13 protein-coding genes are annotated in these 19,113 nt (G+C 66.3%); 7 read left to right on the top strand and 6 right to left on the bottom strand.

Annotated features, from left to right (window positions below; translation table 11 throughout):
- Window positions 1–431 precede the first annotated feature (431 nt).
- From I6H87_RS26905 to I6H87_RS26880, 6 genes are all read left to right on the top strand, one after another.
- The gene (locus I6H87_RS26905; protein WP_011617337.1) at window positions 432–1,127 is read left to right on the top strand and encodes an ABC transporter ATP-binding protein; all 696 of its coding nucleotides are present in this window, start codon (window positions 432–434) and stop codon (window positions 1,125–1,127) included.
- Between the two features lie 3 nt (window positions 1,128–1,130).
- Window positions 1,131–3,656 carry an FtsX-like permease family protein gene (locus tag I6H87_RS26900; RefSeq protein ID WP_011617336.1) on the top strand — a complete coding sequence of 842 codons (2,526 nt, stop codon included), beginning with the start codon at window positions 1,131–1,133 and terminating at the stop codon, window positions 3,654–3,656.
- Complete coding sequence (locus I6H87_RS26895) at window positions 3,653–4,729, top strand: lipocalin-like domain-containing protein (protein WP_011617335.1); 1,077 nt, start codon at window positions 3,653–3,655, stop codon at window positions 4,727–4,729. Before I6H87_RS26900 ends, I6H87_RS26895 begins: the two co-directional genes overlap by 4 nt.
- 759 nt (window positions 4,730–5,488) lie before the next feature.
- Window positions 5,489–8,752 carry an AfsR/SARP family transcriptional regulator gene (locus I6H87_RS26890; RefSeq protein ID WP_011617334.1) on the top strand — a complete coding sequence of 1,088 codons (3,264 nt, stop codon included), beginning with the start codon at window positions 5,489–5,491 and terminating at the stop codon, window positions 8,750–8,752.
- Window positions 8,753–8,872: 120 nt separating this feature from the next.
- The gene (locus I6H87_RS26885) at window positions 8,873–10,258 is read left to right on the top strand and encodes an FAD-binding oxidoreductase (RefSeq protein WP_010814590.1); all 1,386 of its coding nucleotides are present in this window, start codon (window positions 8,873–8,875) and stop codon (window positions 10,256–10,258) included.
- Window positions 10,259–10,464: 206 nt separating this feature from the next.
- On the top strand, window positions 10,465–10,818 hold the full coding sequence (locus I6H87_RS26880) for a hypothetical protein (protein ID WP_011617333.1): 354 nt from the start codon (window positions 10,465–10,467) through the stop codon (window positions 10,816–10,818).
- 407 nt (window positions 10,819–11,225) lie between these two features.
- Here the strand turns inward: I6H87_RS26880 and I6H87_RS26875 are convergent, their stop codons facing one another.
- The 6 genes from I6H87_RS26875 to I6H87_RS26850 all read right to left on the bottom strand — a co-directional run bounded on the left by I6H87_RS26875 (window position 11,226) and on the right by I6H87_RS26850 (window position 17,125).
- Window positions 11,226–12,071, bottom strand: coding sequence for a phosphodiesterase (locus I6H87_RS26875; protein ID WP_010814588.1), 846 nt, complete (start codon window positions 12,069–12,071; stop codon window positions 11,226–11,228).
- Window positions 12,068–13,126: an ABC transporter ATP-binding protein gene (locus I6H87_RS26870; RefSeq protein ID WP_011617332.1), complete on the bottom strand. Its 1,059-nt coding sequence runs from the start codon at window positions 13,124–13,126 to the stop codon at window positions 12,068–12,070. The genes I6H87_RS26875 and I6H87_RS26870 overlap by 4 nt, the downstream gene beginning before the upstream one ends.
- Window positions 13,119–13,994 (bottom strand): ABC transporter permease, encoded by an 876-nt coding sequence (locus tag I6H87_RS26865; protein ID WP_011617331.1) that lies wholly within the window; start codon window positions 13,992–13,994, stop codon window positions 13,119–13,121. Before I6H87_RS26865 ends, I6H87_RS26870 begins: the two co-directional genes overlap by 8 nt.
- 10 nt (window positions 13,995–14,004) lie before the next feature.
- Window positions 14,005–14,823, bottom strand: a complete 819-nt coding sequence (locus I6H87_RS26860) for an ABC transporter permease (protein ID WP_037024235.1) — start codon at window positions 14,821–14,823, stop codon at window positions 14,005–14,007.
- Window positions 14,824–14,942: 119 nt separating this feature from the next.
- Window positions 14,943–15,965, bottom strand: a complete 1,023-nt coding sequence (locus I6H87_RS26855; protein ID WP_010814584.1) for an ABC transporter substrate-binding protein — start codon at window positions 15,963–15,965, stop codon at window positions 14,943–14,945.
- Between the two features lie 62 nt (window positions 15,966–16,027).
- Window positions 16,028–17,125, bottom strand: a complete 1,098-nt coding sequence (locus I6H87_RS26850; protein ID WP_011617329.1) for a substrate-binding domain-containing protein — start codon at window positions 17,123–17,125, stop codon at window positions 16,028–16,030.
- 811 nt (window positions 17,126–17,936) lie between these two features.
- Between I6H87_RS26850 and I6H87_RS26845 the strand changes: the two genes are divergently transcribed.
- Complete coding sequence (locus I6H87_RS26845) at window positions 17,937–19,037, top strand: acyltransferase family protein (RefSeq protein ID WP_011617328.1); 1,101 nt, start codon at window positions 17,937–17,939, stop codon at window positions 19,035–19,037.
- Window positions 19,038–19,113 lie beyond the last annotated feature (76 nt).

Here is a 19,113-nt window from a genome sequence, read left to right as displayed (position 1 = left end):
TATTTCCGGCCTGGATCTCACCCGGGAACCGAGACGCCACACGCTAATGGCCGCATGATCCATGCCGTCTTGCGCATGGACTGCGCCAGCTTTCCGCCCCCGGCGGCGCCACAAGGAGCTGGATGGGCGCCCAGACAGTGACGGAAACAAATGTGCCGCATCTACACGAGCCGCACAAGCAGAAGGATAGCCAGTGAACGGATCAATGGAACGGGCCTGCCACTGCGTCAGTCGAAATCCCCCCGATCGGCTGCGAAGCGAACCAGCGCCAGGAAATGGCAAAGTGGCTGCACCGTTCCCAGTGGGAATCGTCCGACTTCTAGCGGCCTTCTTCGACAAGTCCATGCACTTCAACGGTGGCAGAATGGCTTGTGCCCGCTCTCCCGTCACAGCTTTGACGGAGAGGCACGCCACGCGAGGTTGACGACATTGTGCTGACCCTTACAGATGTCTCCAAGACATACAACGGCGCCCGACCGCGCACGGTTCTCCGCGGAGTCAGTCTTGCGCTGGACGCCGGCGAATTTGTCGCCGTCATGGGCGAATCGGGCGTGGGCAAGTCAACGCTGCTCCACCTGATCGCCGGTCTGGATCGGCCCGACAGTGGCCGCATCCAGTTCGACGGACAGGATCTGGGCAAGCTGGACGACGATGCCGCAACCTTGCTCAGGCGTCGCAAGCTGGGGTTCGTGTTCCAGGCCTTCCACGTGCTGCCGAATTTGAGCGCGGCGCAGAACGTGGCGCTGCCGCTGCTGTTGAACGGCCTCGAGCAAAAAGGGGCGTCGGCGCGCGTTGCCGAGATGCTCGCCGCGGTTGGGCTTGAGGGGCGCGAGGACAGTCTGCCGCGCGAGCTTTCCGGCGGGGAGTTGCAGCGGGTGGCGATTGCGCGTGCCCTGGTACACCGTCCAATGCTGCTGCTGGCGGATGAGCCGACTGGCAACCTTGATCACGAGACGGCCGCGCGGGTGCTGAGCCTGCTGCGCAAACTGGTCAACGCAAACGGCACGGCCGCGATTATCGTCACGCATTCGGCAGTGGCTGCGGCGACGGCGGATCGCGTCTTGCAATTGACGCCAGGCGGATTGACGCCGCTGGGGCCACAGCCGCCGATGAGCGCGGCCGCCTAAGCCATGCGAACGCCGCGCTCACTCGGCCTTGCACTACTCCTGGGCGAATTGCGCGCCCATCCCGGACGCGCCATCATCGGCATCCTTGCCGTGGCCATCGGTGTGGCAATGGGCTATGGCGTGCATCTGGTCAACCACGCTGCGTTGGCAGAGTTTTCCCAGGCGGTGCGCTCCTTGATGGGGAATGCCGATCTGGAGATCCGCGGGCCGCGCATGGGCTTCGACGAATCGCTCTATCCGCGCATCGCGGGCCTGCCGGAGGTGGCGTCGGCCAGCCCCGTGGTGGAAGTCAATGCGCTGGTGCCGGGGCGCACCGGTGCGCTGACGCTGTTTGGCATCGATGTGTTCCGGGCGGCGCCTGTAACACCCAATCTGATCGGGCGGCCCGCCGAGGAGCGCGCGGGCAAGCTCGACGTTCTCGATCCCGACGCCGTGTTCCTGTCGCCGGCGGCGCTGAGCTGGCTCGATCTCAAGCCCGGGGACCCGCTCACCGTACAAGTCGGGCTGACCGCGCTTACGCTGCGTATTGCCGGCACGCTGCCGGCGGCGGGCGAGGGCATGCGCCTGGGCGTGATGGATATCGGTGCCGCGCAGTGGCGCCTCGACCGGCTTGGCCTGCTGCAGCGGATCGACGTCAAGCTCAGGCCGGGAGTGGACACCGACAACTTTGCGCAAGCGCTGGCCGCGCTGCTGCCGCCAGGGGTGGTGGCGGGTTCGCCGCAGGACAACGCGCGCCGGACTTCCAACCTGTCGCGCGCCTATCGGGTGAACCTGAACGTGCTTGCTCTGGTGGCGCTGTTCACAGGCGCCTTCCTGGTGTTCACGATGCAGGCAGTCTCGGTGCTGCGGCGGCGCTCGCAGCTTGCACTGTTGCGCGCCCTTGGGGTGACGCGCGCTGGTCTGCTGCGGCTGCTGCTGGCGGAAGGCGCGGTGCAAGGCGCGCTCGGCGCGATGCTCGGCCTGGCGCTTGGCTTCTTCCTCGCCGCCACGGTGCTCGGGTACGCGGGCGGAGATTTGGGCGGCGGCTACTTTGCAGGTGTAAAGCCCAAGGTCCGGTTCGACGCGCTGGCAGCGCTGATCTTCTTCACACTCGGCCTGTCGGCGGCGGTGCTCGGCAGTCTCGCACCGGCATGGGAGGCCGCACGCGCGCGGCCGGCGCAGGCGCTCAAGGCGGGCGATGAGGAGACACCGCTCAAGCGGCTACGCTCGCCGTGGACCGGGCTTGCTGCGATGGCAGCCGGGCTTGTGCTGACGCCACTGCGGCCGGTGGCGGATCTGCCGGTCTTCGGTTATGCGGCGATCGCCCTGTTGTTGGTGGGCGCCATCCTGCTGATGCCACGGCTGGCGCATCTCGTGTTCGGCTTGCTGCCCTCTTGGCGACGGGCTGTGCCGCAGCTTGCCCTGACCCAGCTCGCCGGCGCACCGGGCCGCGCGGCCATCGCGCTGGCCGGCATAGTCGCCAGCTTTAGCCTGATGGCGGCGATGGCGATCATGGTGTCAAGCTTTCGCATCTCGGTGGACGATTGGTTGCACAATGTCCTGCCGGCCGACCTTTATCTGCGTGCTTCGTCAAGCGGCGACAGCGCGTATTTCTCGCTTGACGACCAGGCGGCCATCGCCAGCGTCCGTGGCGTTGCGCGTGCCGAGTTTCTACGTTCGAGCCAGATCCTGCTTGATCCCGAGCGCCCCCCCGTCACGGTCATTGCCCGGCCGATCGATCCGCACAATCCGGGCGCACGGTTGCCGCTGACGGCAGCGCCCGTCGCGGCGCAGCCGGGGGATCCGCCGGCGGTATGGGTCAGCGAGGCGATGGTCGACCTCTATGGCTTCCGCCCGGGGCAACGTATCACGCTGCCGCTGCAGGGCCGGCCCGTCGCCTTCCTGGTGGGCGGCGTGTGGCGCGATTACGCACGCCAGCATGGTACGGTCGTGATCAGCCAGAACGATTATCGACGGCTCACGGACGAGCGGCGTGTCACTGACGTTGCCCTGTGGCTGGAGCAGGGCACCGGCCCGGCGCAGGTCAAGGAGAGGCTGCGCCACCGCGTCGCCGGCGGTGAACACATTACCTTCGCCGAGCCTGGCGAGATACGCGCCGTCACCTTGAGAATCTTCGACCGGAGCTTCGCCGTGACCTACCTGCTGGAGGGCATAGCGGTCGTGATCGGCCTGTTCGGCATCGGCGCCAGCTTCAGCGCGCAGGCCCTGGCGCGTGCGCGCGAATTCGGCATGCTGCGGCATCTCGGCTTCATGCGTTGGCAGATCGGCGCGATGCTGGCACTGGAGGGCGCGTTACTCGCTCTGCTTGGCGTGGTAGCCGGTCTTGCGCTGGGATGGATCATCGCCCTGATCCTGGTTCACGTTGTCAACCCGCAGTCGTTCCACTGGACCATGAGTTTGCATTTGCCCTGGGCATTCCTCGCCCAGTTGGCGAGCGCGGTGGTGGCGGCGGCCTCGCTGGCTGCGCTGGCGAGCGGGCGGCAGGCGATGTCGCGTAGCGCAGTGCGCGCGGTTCAGGAGGATTGGTGAAGAGGCGCTCATTCCTGCTGTTGTTGCCGGGTTCCGGCGTGGCGGCCGCGGCGCTGGGCGCAGCGCCCGCTTATCCGCCGGTCGCCGCGGGACGAACCCTGTCCTTCCCGCGCGACCACGGCGCGCACCCCGACTATCGCACCGAATGGTGGTATGCCACCGGCTGGCTGCAGACGCGGGCAGGAGCGCCGCTCGGCTTCCAGGTTACGTTCTTCCGCTCGCGCCCGCCGTTCGACCAGGCCAACCCAAGCCGCTTCGCGCCGCAGCAACTGCTGTTCGCCAATGTCGCACTGAGCGATCCCGTGGCCGGCAAGCTCCAGCACGACCAACGCGCGGCGCGCAGCGGCTTCGGCCTTGCGCTTGCCGATACTGCCGATACCGATGTGTACATCGACAGCTGGTCGCTGCGCCGAGAGGCGACGGGGCACTACCGAGCCAGATTTCCCGCGCGGGATTTCACGCTCGATCTGACAATGGAACCAACCCAACGGTTGCTGCTACAGGGCGAACGGGGATACAGCCGCAAGGGACCGCTGGCGGCCCAGGCGAGCTATTACTACAGCCAGCCGGGGCTCAAGGTGAGCGGCACCCTGGAACGGCGCAGCCTGCAGGAAACCGTGCACGGTACCGCCTGGCTGGATCACGAATGGTCGTCGACCTTGCTGGCCGACGAGGCCGTCGGCTGGGACTGGCTCGGCCTCAACCTGGATGACGGCAGCGCGTTGATGGCCTTCCAGATCCGGGACAAGCCGGGGCGCAAGTTCTGGGGAGGCGGCACGCTGCGCGGCAGCGACGGTCGCGTCCAGGTACTGGCTCCCGACGAGGTCAACTTCATGCCGGCACGCCGTTGGCGCTCGCCTCGTACCGGCACGAGCTATCCGGTTGCCATGCGGTTGAACGCAGGCGGTCTCACGCTCGAACTGCTACCGCTGATGGATGATCAGGAACTCGATAGCCGCGCGAGTACCGGCGCGGTCTATTGGGAGGGCGCGGTGACGGCGTTGCGGGGAGGCAAGGTGGTCGGACGGGGCTACCTCGAACTGACCGGGTATTTCCAGCGCCTCAATCTTTGACTTGAGGCCCGGCCCGGGTAATTGGGAGCGGCCGGTCGGAGTGCCCGCCCGCCGCTTCGCTCGGCGATCCACACGATTTCCCTCAATCGCAAGATTCTCGCCATACCCCCTCTTTGGTGGGACCTTCTCCAGAGGAAAGCCGATTGCCCTGCTATTTCCGTCACGCTATGATGATTTTCAAACAGCGCGCCGCGTGCTCCCTACTCGTTGGTGATTGCGGGCAGCGTAAAGAAAGGTGCCGCCGGGCAATGGAGGGGTCAATTGGTGAAGGACGACTACAAGCACTGGAGACGCCGGTGGCTGCGGTGGCACTCGCGGTCTCTGCTGGCAAGCGCACTAGTATTGCAGCGAAGTGAGTGTGATGCCTACCTTAACCAGATGCTGAGGGCATACCTTGCCTACGGCGACTTCACCGAAAACGAAGTTGATTTCATTTTTCGGCGAGTCTCCCACGGCGTACGGAAGCTCGGGTCAAACCTGGATGCATCAGTCTTTGCTCGGCGTGCCCAGGAGCGAATCCGAGCCCATGGGCTTAGACTGATGACGGACGCATCCGAGGTCTTCGGCTAGGACCTGGCGGGAAAGGGAGTGACTGCTCGTCGACGTTGGCCGGATGGGACGCGCCAACGCGAGTATAGTCACGGAAGGCGCTCGCGCGGGCTTGGGTGTTGGAGAGTTCCCGCACGAGCGCTAGCGCAGCGCGCACCGCACGCTGCCTACAGGAGCTCCCCATCGCTTTGTGCCGCATTGCGCTCCAGCATGACTTCGCAGGCCCGCTCCTCCGTCCGTTTGTTTGGCGAGTTCCAGCTCGACGGCGCTGGCGCGCCCCTGTTTAACGCAAACTCCCCCCGCTTGCAGGCGCTGCTCGCCTGCCTTGTCCTGCATCGCGACGCACCGCAGACGCGGCAGCAGCTCGCCGTACTGTTCTGGCCTGATTCCTCGCAGGCGCAGGCGCGCAATGCCCTGCGTCAACTGCTGTTTCAGCTGCGCAAGACCTGGCCGGAGGCAGATCAGTTTGTCCATGCCGATGCGCAAACGGTGCGATGGCTGCCCGATTCGCCGCTTGACCTCGATGTAGCGCAGTTCCAGTCCGCGCTTGCGGCTGCGGCCAGGGCCTCGAGGCACGGCGACGCAGGCGCTGAAGAAGAACTGCTGACGCATGCCGCGGATCTCTATCGCGGTGACCTGCTGGCCAACTGCTATGACGAGTGGATCCACCCCGAGCGCGAAAAGTTGCGCGAACAGTGCATCGCGGCGCTCGCGCGCCTCGGTCAACTGAGTGAGGACCGGCGCGACTATGCAAAGGCGTTGAAGTACACACAGCAGTTGCAGCGGCTCGACCCGTGCCGCGAACCCACCTGCCTGGCGCTGATGCGCCTGCACGCGCTGAACCACGATCACGCATCGGCCATGCGCGCCTATCGTAGCTGTGTGGAAACGCTCGCTCGCGAATTGGGCGTCCTGCCCGGCGACCCCATGCGCGAGGCCTATGCGCGGTTGGCTGCGCAGGCTGCGTCAATGCAGCGCCAACGCCCGCGGCGGGATGCGATGCTGCCAATGATTGGCCGGCATGGCGAATGGCGCCGGCTGCTTGAAGTCTGGCAGCGTACCCAGCTGGGCGACAAGCAGTTTGTCCTGATCCTGGGCGAAGCCGGCATCGGCAAATCGCGCCTGGCGGAGGAACTGCTGGTCCATCTGGCCGAGCAAGGCATCACCGTGGCGCATTCGCGCGCCTATGCGGCCGAGGGACAGCTTGCGTTTGCGCCGGTGACCGGCTGGCTGCGCAGCCCTGGCCTGAGTGGTGCGATCGGCAAGCTCGACAGACTGTGGCTGACCGAGGTCACGCGCCTGTTGCCCGAACTCCTCACGCAGCAATCCGGACTGTCGCCGCCGTCGCCTCTTACCGAATACTGGCAACGCCAACGGTTCTTCGAGGCGCTTGCGCGAGCGGTGCTTGCACAAGGCGGGCCGCTTCTGTTGCTGCTCGACGACCTGCAATGGTGCGACGGCGAGACGCTCGAATGGCTGCGCTTCCTGATGCGTTTCGACGTGGCGGCAAGGCTGATGGTGGTCGCAACGGCGCGCCCCGAGGAAATCATGCCGCTGCACGCGGCGAACCGGCTGCTGGACGCACTACGCCGCGACGACCAGTTCATCGAGATCTCATTGGGGACACTCGACGCCGCGGAAACGGCAAAGATAGCGGCCCAGATCCTGGACCGGCCGCTGGCCGACACGGAGGCAACCCGGCTGTTCGAAGAGAGCGAGGGTAACCCGCTGTTTGCCGTCGAAATGATGCGGGCCCGCTCCGACACCATGCCGGTCGGGGACGCACAGGGCGGCATGGCGTCGAAGTTGCCGCCCAAGGTTTACTCCATCATCTCGAACCGGCTGGCACAGCTTCCTCCGGGCGCCCGCGAAATCGTCGGGGTTGCTGCAATCATTGGACGGGCGTTCACGACCGACATCCTCGCCCAGGCAAGCGACCTCGGCGAGGATGCCCTGGCAGGCGCACTGGACGAGCTGTGGCAGCGGCGCATCGTGCGCCAGACCGACGCTCGCGGCCTGGCCTTTGACTTCAGCCATGACAAGATCCGCGACGTGGCATACGCCGACGTGAGTCCGCTACAGCGCCGCCGCCTGCATTTGCGCGTGGCGCGAGCGCTCGAGCAGGCGTCAGGCGATGCGCCCGACGCGGCAAGCGCGCAGATCGCCTCGCACTATGAGCGGGCGGGCCTGCCAGCCCAGGCGGCGGCGTTCTATCGGCGCGCGGCCGTTGTCGCGCAGAGTGTGTATGCCTATGACGATGCCATTGCATTGCTGACGCGCGGGCTGGTGCAAGCGGACCGGATTGCCGATCCGCAGGAGCGCGCCAGTCAATCGCTGGCCCTGCAACTCGACCTTGCGCCACCGATTCGCATCGCCCGAGGCTGGGCGGCACCCGAACTGGAGGCGCCGCTGCGACGCGCGGTGGAACTGAGCCGGCTGGCGGGTGACGCCAGTCAGCAAGCACGCGCCCAGGTCAGCCTTTCATTTTTCCTGGTAGTGAGGGCGGAACTTGCACAGGCACGTAGCCTGAGCGAGGAACTGATTGCGGGATTGGGGCCGCTGGGCTCCGGTACTTACTCGGTGATGGCATGGACCAGCGTCATGGGTAGTCTGGTCCAGCAAGGCGACTGGATGGCTGCCGAGCCCGCGTATCAACGCGCGCACCGCGCTTATGACGAGGCCCAGCACGCCGAGCATGCGTCCCTGATGGGCGGTAACTTCGGCGTGCTGGCCGCCGCGTGGTCGGCGCACGCATTGTGGTTCAGGGGGCTTGCCGATCAGGCCCTTCAGCGTGGACGCGAAGCGCTGGAGGTGGCAAACCGGGTAGCACACCCGTTCTCCCAGGCGCTCGCGCTGTCATATCTCGCGACGCAGCATGCGCTGCGACATGAGCACGGTCTCACGCTGCACTATGCCCGCCTGGCACACGAGATCGCCGAACAGTACCACGTAGGCTACTACCTTGCCTGGGCAGGCATACTGCTCGCCTGGGCGAACGCGAAACAGGCGCCCGGCGCCGACGCCGTGGTGGCGATGCAGGCGGCGATCGAGGGCTTTCACGTAACGGGCGCACGCCTGCGTCTGCCGCTGTATCTGGCCATGCTGGCTGAATGCCTGGGCGACGTAGGAGAGACCGAGGCTGCGTTGGCGGCTTTGGACCAGGCGCTCGAATGCGCCGGGCGCACTGGCGAGCACTGGGTGGACGCCGAGCTGTACCGTCTGCGCGGTGAATTGCTGCTATGCAGCAGCGCCAGCCTCGCCGAAGCCGAGTCATCGCTGATCAAGGCGATCGAGATCGCCACAGCCCAGCACGCGCTACCGCTTGAACTACGTGCCACCCTGTCATTGACAACGCTGCGAACCTCGCAGGGGCGCGTCAATGCGCATGAGGTGGTCGAGGCGCCGCTTGCGCGATTCACCGAGGGCTTCGATCAGCCCGACATCGTCAAGGCGCGGGCGTTACTCGCGCGTTAGCTTCGGCTCGACCACCGCGCCCCGGTCGGGAGGCAGAATCCCCTTGTAACGGTTCACCTAACGCTTTCAAAACGCCGAGGTTGCTAAAACTCCTGCATACCAACCGGACAGGAGGCAACCATGGAAGCTTCATTGAGCGAACCCGTCGCAACCGCACTCAAGGCGCATTTTCGGGGACAACTGATTCAGCCGGGCGACGCGGCTTACGACCAGGCGCGTGCCGTCTACAACGGAATGATCGACAAGCGACCTGCGATCATCGCGCGCTGCGTCGATGTTGCGGACGTCATCGCGGCGGTGAACGCCGCGCGCGACGGCGGGATGCTGCTGGCCGTGCGTGGCGGCGCGCACAATGGCGCCGGGCTCGGCACATGCGATGGTGGACTGGTGATCGACCTGTCGCCCATGAAGGGCGTGTTTGTCAATGCCGGAAGCAAGACACTGCGGGTTGGCGGTGGCTGCACCTGGGGCGATGTGGATCACGCCGCCAGTGCCTACGGGCTGGCGACGCCGAGTGGCTTCATCTCGACCACCGGCGTGGGCGGACTGACGCTCGGCGGCGGCATCGGCTACCTCAGCCGCGCCTACGGCCTGACGATCGACAATCTGCTCAGCGCCGAGGTCGTTCTGGCCGACGGGCGCATCGTCACAGCAAGCGAGGACGAAAACGCGGACCTGTTCTGGGCGTTGCGCGGCGGCGGTGGCAACTTCGGCGTGGTGACGTCGTTCGAGTTCAAGGCTCATCCCGTAGCCACGGTCTATGGCGGCCCGATGCTGTGGCCGATGGAGCAGGCCCGCGAGCTGATGAAATGGTGGCGCGACTTCATCCTGAGCGCGCCGCAGCACATCAATGGCTGGTTCGGTTTCGTCACGGTGCCTCCCGCAGCGCCCTTCCCGGAGGAAGTTCACCTGCAGAAGATGTGCGCAGTGGTGTGGTGCTACACCGGCCCGATCGATCAGGCCGAAACGCACTTCCGTCCGATTCGCGAGGCCATGCCGCCAGCGGTGGACTTTGCCGGACCAGTCCCCTGGCCTGTCCTGCAGAGCCTGTTCGACGGACTGTATCCGGCGGGCTTGCAGTGGTACTGGAAAGCGGACTTCGTCAGCGACCTGAGCGACAAGGCCATCGATCTGCACATCAAGTACGGGCAGCAATTGCCGTCGATGCACTCGACCATGCACCTGTATCCGATCAATGGTGCAGCGCATCGCGCCGGCTGCGACGACACGGCCTTCAGCTACCGCGATGCCAACTTTGCCAGCGTGATTGTCGGCGTGGATCCCGACCCGGCCAACAACGATCGCATCGTGCAGTGGGCGAAGGACTACTGGCTGGCCCTGCATCCGCACTCTGCTGGCGGCGGCTACATCAACATGATGATGGACGAGGGCAATGACAACGTGAAGGCGTCCTATCGCGACAACTATGCGCGGCTGGCGGAGATCAAGCGCAAATACGACCCGGCCAACCTGTTCCGCGTGAATCAGAACATCAGGCCCGCCTGACGCACCACGCTTTCGACATGGGGCGCAGGTACCCCTTATCCAGAAGCCCGGCGCGACACCGCTGCCACGGATGGCAGCCGGTACACGCCAGGCAACGGCTTGCACGGCAGAGGCGATCCCGTGCGGCCTGTACCGTTCCGTAGCTGGTCGCCTGCACGAGGAGTGCCGTCGCGGCAACGCCGCCGACACCCCTGTTGGAGATAGCAATGCATAAGACTCTTGCCAAGACCCTGCTTGCCGCTGCCGCACTTGCCGCCGGGCTCAGCCAGACCGCCCACGCCGGTGCCTATGCCGATGGGCTGATCGTCGCCGCGCCGGGACACAGCGACCAGCGCGACGCCTTTACCGATGGCGCGCACAGTCCGCCCACCGAGGCCACCATGCTGCCCGTGGTCGCGTATCAGGGCAGGTCCGTGTGCGCGGTCCGTGGCTTTGATCCGTACCTGGACGGCATGCGCAAGCCTGACCCTTACACCGATGGCGCCCGCATCAGCTCGCGCGATGGCTTCACCGACGGCGCGCGCAGCGATGCGCGCGACAGCGGGGAATGCTTGTCCTGAGCAGGGCAGGGCAACGGGGCGGTTGGTCTGGGCCTGCTCCGTTGTCCAGGCGCGGGAATATGCGCCATGACTTGGGCATGCCCCGATATGACGCAACCCTGCGGTCAGGCAACCGAGTCCCGATCGACAGGGGTGTAGTCAAATCGCATTGCAATCGCAATGGCCTGTGACAGAACCCGCGTCGATTCGATCGTGGCGATCATGCGTCGTTGATTCTCCGTTTGGCAATAGCGGATCTGCAAAGCAGCAGACCACCTCGGTGAGGAGTCTCCGCGGTGGAATCATCGCGGATGACCCCACCTGCAAGCTGGGACATGACGCAAGCGGTTGCGAGGCATGGCTTCGCCATTCGTACTCTTGCAAGGCCATCACCTGGCGCTTACGAACAACTTGCCAGAGCGTCACCGCTAGTCGATCAGCTTGCCCTGCGCGTCAAAGAACGGATGCGCTGCCCCATAGTCCCCGATCGCTGCCGCATGCGTCACAAGTCCGTGTGCCGGATGCCACCAGTGCAGCAGGTAGCCGGGCGGCTCCATGCGAAAGCACGAGGGCGCCTGCGGGTCCAGGTCCAGCGCCACCTGGTGCGCCGGCCCGGGCGCGGTGATCGCGACCGTGCCACCGAAGCGGCGCGTGATGTGCCGATGCAGATGGCCGCACAGCACGCGTTCCACTTGCGGGTGGCGGCGCACGATGGCTTCGAGCGCGTCGGCGTTGGCCAGGCCCTGCTCGTCCATGTGGCCGATGCCGGTAAAGAACGGCGGATGGTGCAGCAACAGCAGGGTGGGGCGGGCCGGGTCGGCAGACAGTGCGGCTTCCAGCCATGGCAGCGCGCCGGGATCGACGCGCCCGCCGGGCTGGCCCGGCACGGTGCAGTCGAAGGCCACCAGCCGCAGCGGTCCCGAGTCGATGCTGTAGTGCACCGGGTCTTCGCCGCTGCCGGTGGCGAACAGATAGTCGTGATCGGCAAAGACGCGGCGTAGCGCGCCGCGGCTGTCGTGATTCCCCGGCAGCAACCGCACGGGCATGGATAGCCGCTGCAGGATCTGGCGCAGGAACTGGTATTCGCTTTCGGCGCCGAAGTCGACCAGGTCGCCGGTGACAATCACTGCGTCGGGCTGTTGCGGGGCTGCCAGCAGGGTGTCGATGCAGCGGTGCAGTGCACCGGCGGTGTCAACCAGCCGGTACGACAGCTTGCCGCCGGCCTTGATGTGGAGGTCGGTGATGTGGGCGACCAGGTAGGGGGCGGTGTTCATGCTGCCAGGGCTTCGGGAAGTGTGATGAGGTGGCCGGTGTCGATGCGCAGGCCGACGCGGTCTCCGGCGTGCCAGTTGTCGCGGCGCGTGGTGTCGACGATGAGCGGCGCGGAGGCGCCGACTTCCACCAGCAGGCGGGTGCAGTTGCCCAGGAACAGGGCCGTGACCACGCTACCGTGCAGATGGGCGTCGTCCGTGTGCACCAGCGCCACGTCTTCGGGGCGGAACATCAGGTCGGCGCGCTGCGCCGGCGCGGATTCGTGCGTCCGGGGCACGACGCCGCCAGGCACGCGCCAGGCGCCGTTCTCGGCAGCGGCGGACAGGCGGTTCATGGTGCCGATGAAATCCGCCACGAAGGCATTGGCCGGCGCGCGGTAGATATCCTGCGGCGTGCCCGTCTGGGCGATGCGGCCCTTGTCCATAACGATGATGCGGTCGCCCAGCGCCATGGCCTCGGCCTGGTCATGCGTGACATAGACGGCGGTGATGCCCAGGTTGCGCAGCAACTGGTTGATGTCGGCGCGCAGGGCGTCGCGCAGCTTGGCGTCGAGCGCGGTCAGCGGCTCGTCCAGCAGTAGCACGCGCGGCTGCACGGCAATGGCGCGTGCGAGCGCCACGCGCTGGCGCTGGCCGCCCGAGAGCTGGTCCACGCGGCGGTCGGCGAAGGGTTCGAGATGCATCATCGCGAGCATGTCGGCAACCCGCGTGCGGCGCATGGCGGCGTCCACGCGCCGCACGCGCAGCCCGTAGCCGATGTTCTCGGAGACGGTCATATTGGGGAACAGCGCGTAGCTCTGGAACACCATGCCCACGCCGCGCTGCTCGATCGGCAGCGCGGTCACGCAGGTATCGCCGAACCAGACTTCGCCGCCTGCATCGGGATACTCCAGCCCGGCGATGATGCGCAGCGTGGTGGTCTTGCCGCAGCCGGACGGGCCTAGCAGTACCACGGTTTCCGCGGCGCCGATGTCGAGATCCAGCGGCTGCAGCGCCAGCGTGCCGTCGGCAAACGTCTTGCCGCAATCGCGCAGCCTGATGGTGGTGGGTTCATGCATGACGGGTCTCGGTATGAGGGTTGGCCGGCGTGGCGGCAACAGCAGGGGCGGGCACCGCTTCGGGAACATACTTGCGGGAACGCGCGCCCAGCGCGCTGAGCGCTTGCATCAGCACCAGCAGCGGAATGATCATGACGAAGAAGACGATGGTGTAGGCCGAGCCGATCTCCAGCCGCATCGAGGCATAGCTGTCGGCCAGGCCCACCGGCAACGTCTGGGTGGTGGGCGTGTGCAGCATCCAGGTGAGGTTGAATTCGCCCACCGACAGCGTGACCACCATGAGCGCGCCGGCCAGGATGCCCTGGCGGCAATTGGGCAGCACCACGGTAAGGAAGCGCTGCAGGCGGCTCGCGCCAAGGCTGGCCGCTGCGTCCTCCAGCGTGCGGATATCGATGGCGGAAAGGATGGCCAGCACCGAACGCACCATAAAGGGCAGGGTGAACAGCACATGGCCGATCAGGATAAACAGCCAGCTCGTGCGCAGCGCCTGCCAGGTGCCGTAGAGCAGGATCAGGCCAAGCGCGGTCGCGAGGCCCGGAACGGCCACCGGCAGCATCAGCAGTTCCTCGATCAGCCGGGTGATGCGGTTGCGCCGCAGCGCCATGTAGTACGCGGCCGGCACGCCCAGCACCAGCGTGCAGGCAAGGCAGGCCAGCGCGATCAGCAGCGACAGGAAGATGGTATTGCGATAGAGCGACCAGACTTCCGCGAGCCAGCGCGTGGTCAGGCCGCTTTCCAGGCCGATGAAGATATTGTTGGTCAGGCCAGCCAGCACGGAGAGCACGACCGGCACGGTCATGAAGGCGCAGACCGCCAGTGTGAGCGCCAGTTGCAGCCAGTAGCCGGGGCGGCGATGGGTTGGGGTCATGGGATGGCTCCTAGGCGGTCGCGGCCACGGCGTCGCCGGAAAACCAGCGCGCGAGCGCCAGCAAGGCCCAGGTGACGGTGCCCAACAGGATGGACAGCGCAGCGGCCATGCCGAAGTTGGCGTAGTTGGTGAACTCGTTGTAGATGGTGAGCGGCAGCACGTCGAGTTGCGTGGCCAGCGTGAAGGCGGTACCGAACGCGCCCATGCTGGTGGCAAAGCAGATCGCGCCGCTGGAGATCATGGCCGGCATCATCGCGGGCAGCATCACGTCGCGCACCACGCGCCAGGGCCCGGCGCCCAGCGAGCGGGCAGCTTCTTCCAGCGAGGCGTCGAGCTTCTCCACTGCCGCCATCACGGTCAGGATCACGCGCGGGATCGAAAAGTACAGGTAGCCGACGAACAGCCCGGCCAGGCCGTAGGCAAAGGTCCAGCGCTCGCCGGCGAGCTTGTCGCCGACCATGGCCAGCAGGCCGTTGCGGCCGCCGAGCATGATGACCATGAAGCCGATCACCACGCCGGGAAACGCCAGCGGAAAGGTCAGCATGGCCACCAGCACGGACTTGCCAGGCACCGCGTTGCGCTGCAGGAAGGTGCCGGCAATGCCGGCAATCACCAGCGTGACCAGTGTCACGGCTGCCGACAGCAGCACGGTGACCATCAGGCTGTGCAGGTAGCGCGGACTGGAGACCACGGTCCAGTACACGCCCGCGCCTTGCTCGCCGTTGATGCTGACCGCCACGAGCCGCGCCATCGGCAGGCAGAAGAAGGCCAGGAAGACCACCAGTGCCGGCAAGGCAAACAGGAAGAGGGAGGGGGATCGGTTTGTCATGGCAGTGACGGGGTGATGGGCGGTGGGCGATGGCTTGGGTGAGCCGCCCGGCTGTCTCCCCGCTTGCGGGAAGACAGCCATCAGGCGGGAGACACCATCGCCAGTCGTCAGCGCGCTTGTCAGCGCACCTCCTTCAGATACTGCTCGCTGAACGCCTTTTGCACGTCGGCCATCTTGCCGAAGTCCACCGCCTTGGCCCGTGCGTATTCGGTGGCCGGCAGGAAACGCGCCTGTACTTCCTTAGGCACCACGCCGGCGCGCACCGGGCGCAGGTAGGCGTTGGCCCACAGCGCCTGGCCGGCGTCGGACAGCACGTAGTCGAGCACCTTGCGGCCTTCGGCCTCATGCGGCGCCTTGTTGACCAGGCTCATCACGTAGGGAACCACCACCGAGCCCTCTTTGGGGATCACGAAGGCAACGTTGGCGTGGTCCTTGTAGCGGGCGCGATAGGCGTTGAAGTCGTAATCGAGCAGGATAGGGATTTCACCGGACAGCACGCGCGCATATGCGGTCTGCTTGGGCACGATCGGCTGGTTCTTCTGCAGGTCCTTGAAATACTTGAAGGCCGGGCCGAAGTTGTCGAGCGTGCCGCCCATGGCCTGGTTGACGGCCACTGCGCCCACGTAGCCGACGAAGGCGCTGGCGGGGTCGAGATAGCCGACCAGGCCCTTGTACTCGGGCTTGAGCAGGTCGGCCCATGACTGCGGCACCGGCTTGCCGCGCAGCGCGTCGACATTGACCATGAAGCCCAGCGTGCCGGAATGGATGGCGAACCAGTTGCCCTGCGGGTCCTTCAGGCCGTCGGGAATGTCGTTCCAGTGGGCGGGCTTGTAGGCGGCGGTGACGCCGTCCTTCTTGGCCTGGATGCCGAAGGTCACGCCGTAGTAGACCACATCGGCCACCGGGCTGGCCTTCTCGGCGACCAGCTGCGCCAGCGACTGGCCGGAGTTCTTGTTGTCCAGCGGCACGGCAACGCCGGTCTTTTCCTTGATGGCGCGGATCTGTGCCGCCCAGTCGGCCCATTCGGGCGGGCAGTTGTAGCAGATCGCGGTCTGGGCGGCCACGCCCTGGCTGAACGCGGCGGCGCTTAGCGCCAGGGCAATCCAGCGCAGCGGGCGGCGCCAGGAAGGAATAGGTTGCATGAGAGGCTCCTTGGTTGAGGACAGGGGTGGGGGATGCAACATGCGCACGCGGTTACGCGCGGTTACATTGATGGCGGAGCGGCCACGGTGCCGTTGACGCGCAGTGCGTGCGGCAGCAGCGTGACGCGCGGCGGCGCCGCCGAGGCTCGTCCGCCATCGTGCAGCCAGGCAAGCAGCCGGCCGACGGCGCTGGCGCCGATCTCCGAATTGGGTTGCACGACGGTGGCCAGCGGCGGTTCGACCACGCTGCCCAGCGCGATACCGTCATAGCCCAGCACGGAGATGTCGCGCGGCACGCTCAGGCCGAGGCGCCTGAGGTCGGAGATCACGCCGATGGCCAGCAGGTCATTGGTGCAGAAAAAGGCGGTGGGCGCATCGTTTGCCCGGACCAGCGCGCGGATCTGTTCGGCATTGCTGGCGGTGTGCGATGGCAGGCAGACTGGCGCGGCGGGCCTTAGCCCGTGCGCGCGCATGGCGTCCTGATAGCCGGCAAAGCGCTGGCGCGCGCGGTCCGAGGCGACGAAGGCGCCCGATACCACGACGATGCGGCGGTGCCCGGCGGCAATCAGGGCCTCCACGCCGGCGCAGGCGCTGCGCCGGTTGTCCACCGATACCGAATGACGCCGGCTGCGCGGTCCGGCCTGGTTGTACGCCAGCACGTATGGCACGCCCTCGCCGTCGAGTTGATCCAGCACCGTGCTGTGCGCCGCGTCGGCCACGGTCAGCACCATGCCGTCCACGCGATGGCGCAGCAGGTACTCCACACGCTCGCATTCGCGAGCCGGATCGTAGCCGCTGGTGACCAGCATCAGCGAATAGCCGCCCGCCAGCGCCGCTTCCTCGATGCCGTGCCAGCATTCGGCGAACACCGCGTTTTCCAGCGTTGGCACCATCACACCGATCATGCGGGTCTGCTGGGCGCGCAGCTTGCTGCCGAGCAGGTTGGGGCGAAAGCTGAGCCGGCGCGCCGCCTCGCGCACGCGCTGCGCCGTGCTGTCGCGCACCAGGTGCGGGCTGCTGAACACGCGCGATGCGGTGGCGAGCGACACCCGCGCGGCTTGCGCCACGTCGATCAGGGTGGCGCCACCTGTCGTGTCGGGCCTGCCCCCCGCTGGATCTTTGCGATTCACGCTTAGAGCTCCGGATGAAAACGTTTTCATTGAAGGTGGAAAAAACGGGGCGTCAAGACATTCCGTCGCTGCACTGCCGCAGAAGGCGGCTGGCGGACGGGCGCCTGCACCCTGCCTGGATGGCATTTTGTTTGGCGTGGATGACAGGGGAATGACATCCGGGTGCAAAGGCCGGATGCCGGCCGCGTAGGAAAACGCCGCCTACGGAGTGCGCACCGCAGGTCGCGTGTCGCGTACCGTGGTCGGGGCGGGGTACACGTCGTCGCTGGGCGCAATCGGCTGACGCGGCGGTGGCGGTGTCGCCGCGGTATCCCGGGGGACTCCCTCGCATCCCGCCAGGGCCGCGGCCAGAAGGGCGATGAGGGAGCACTCAGCCAAGCCGCAACGGAAGGCGTGACCGGTGCGGGGGAAGAGCGTGCGGTGCTGCATAAGCGGACCCCAGGTGGCAATCCTGCCTCTAGCTTATGCTACTGGCGCACAACAGAGCTCTCCTGGAATGTGTGGTTCAAGCCTGACATCCCCGTATCCACCCGACAGTTGTATATTCTGGGCCGCGACGCATAAAGGCACGTGCCTGACTCACAAGCCTTGCTTCGTGGAAAGAGCTGCCGCCTGTGTATGCACTTCCTTATGCCGGCTCCTGTTGGCCCCTGACTGTTTTGCGCAGCATTTTCATAAGCCAATGCCTGCTGGCTAAGACATGAAGCCATGTGCCTGCAAACTCGCAACAAGCCGGGGCAGTATGTAACGAATCTATATGTAGTGGTGCATATGCCACATTTGAGCGGATGCAAGCAGGTAGAATCGCGCCTTCCGTGCCAATCGCAACATTCCTATAACAATGAGCCCCCGTCCGTCGCGCCTGCCGTGCATTGACGCCCTGAAAGCGGTCAGCTCCCAGTTGATCGTGCTCCATCACCTGGCCTTCTATGGCCCGATGTCCGATACCGCGTATCGGCTGGCCCCGGGGCTGGTGGACTGGCTCTACGACTACGCCCGCATCGCCGTGCAGGTCTTTCTGGTGGTCAGCGGTTTCCTCGCCGCGCGCAGCCTGGCGCCGCATGGCCAGCTGGAAATCAGCCAGCATCCGCTGCTGGTGCTGTGGCGGCGCTACCAGAAGCTGGTGGTGCCCTTTGCTGCGGCGCTGCTGCTCAGCATTGCCGGGGCCGCCCTGGCGCGCCAATGGATGGTGCATGATTCGATCCCTGCGCCGCCCGGCCTGCTGCAGTTCCTTGCGCACGTGACGCTGCTGCATAACGTGCTCGATGTCGACGCGCTCTCGGCCGGGGTCTGGTACGTGGCCATCGACCTGCAGCTGTTTGCGCTGCTGCTGGGTGCGCTGTGGGCCGCGCGCGCCGTGGCGCGCGGGAAAGCGCCGGCGGGTGCCGGGGTCAGCATTGGCATTGTGGTGCTGGTGGCGGTGGCATCGCTGTTCTGGTTCAACCGCGATGCCGCGTGGGATATCTGGGCGCTGTACTTCTTCGGCGCCTATGGCATGGGGGCGCTGGCCTACTGGGCGTCCAACCCCGGTCGCCCGGTGTTGCCGCTGCTGGTCCTCGGCGCGGTAACGTTGGCGGCGCTGGCCTTCGATTTCCGGCTGCGCATCGCGGTGGCGCTGGCGACTGCGCTGCTGCTGGCGGTGGCGCGCCGCGGCGGCTGGCTGGAGCGCTGGCCGCGGGCGCGCGTGATCGGCTTCTTCGGGCGCATTTCCTATTCGGTGTTCCTGGTTCACTTTCCGGTCTGCCTGCTGGTCAACGCGCTGGTGTCGAACCTGGCGCCGGGCCAGCCGGTGCTGAACGCGCTCGGCATGGTTGCCGCATGGGCGCTCAGCAATGTGGCCGGCGCGTTGTTCTATCGCTACATCGAAAGCGCCCGGCCGTTGGCGGCGCTGCGTGCGCTGCTGGGCAACGGCCGCGACCGCGCCAGCCGGCAAAGCGTGTAACGTTTGCAGGCATGGCCGTGCAGCGGTGGTACGGTTTCTCCCGGACGGCGACGTGCCAGCATGGCCGTGCGCGCTT

It is taken from the genome of Cupriavidus necator (assembly GCF_016127575.1).
Lineage (GTDB): Bacteria > Pseudomonadota > Gammaproteobacteria > Burkholderiales > Burkholderiaceae > Cupriavidus > Cupriavidus necator_D.
Note: the sequence above shows the minus strand (reverse complement) of the source record. Positions and strands in the feature narration are given on the sequence as shown.

Bases quoted from the DNA above. Each gene is read 5' to 3' on its own strand.
- I6H87_RS26890 (WP_011617334.1), top strand. From the start codon at position 5,489: ATGACTTCGCAGGCCCGCTCCTCCGTCCGTTTGTTTGGCGAGTTCCAG.
- I6H87_RS26900 (WP_011617336.1), top strand. From the start codon at position 1,131: ATGCGAACGCCGCGCTCACTCGGCCTTGCACTACTCCTGGGCGAATTG.
- I6H87_RS26885 (WP_010814590.1), top strand. From the start codon at position 8,873: ATGGAAGCTTCATTGAGCGAACCCGTCGCAACCGCACTCAAGGCGCAT.
- I6H87_RS26845 (WP_011617328.1), top strand. From the start codon at position 17,937: ATGAGCCCCCGTCCGTCGCGCCTGCCGTGCATTGACGCCCTGAAAGCG.
- I6H87_RS26855 (WP_010814584.1), bottom strand. From the start codon at position 15,965: ATGCAACCTATTCCTTCCTGGCGCCGCCCGCTGCGCTGGATTGCCCTG.
- I6H87_RS26880 (WP_011617333.1), top strand. From the start codon at position 10,465: ATGCATAAGACTCTTGCCAAGACCCTGCTTGCCGCTGCCGCACTTGCC.
- I6H87_RS26870 (WP_011617332.1), bottom strand. From the start codon at position 13,126: ATGCATGAACCCACCACCATCAGGCTGCGCGATTGCGGCAAGACGTTT.
- I6H87_RS26860 (WP_037024235.1), bottom strand. From the start codon at position 14,823: ATGACAAACCGATCCCCCTCCCTCTTCCTGTTTGCCTTGCCGGCACTG.
- I6H87_RS26875 (WP_010814588.1), bottom strand. From the start codon at position 12,071: ATGAACACCGCCCCCTACCTGGTCGCCCACATCACCGACCTCCACATC.
- I6H87_RS26850 (WP_011617329.1), bottom strand. From the start codon at position 17,125: ATGAAAACGTTTTCATCCGGAGCTCTAAGCGTGAATCGCAAAGATCCA.
- I6H87_RS26865 (WP_011617331.1), bottom strand. From the start codon at position 13,994: ATGACCCCAACCCATCGCCGCCCCGGCTACTGGCTGCAACTGGCGCTC.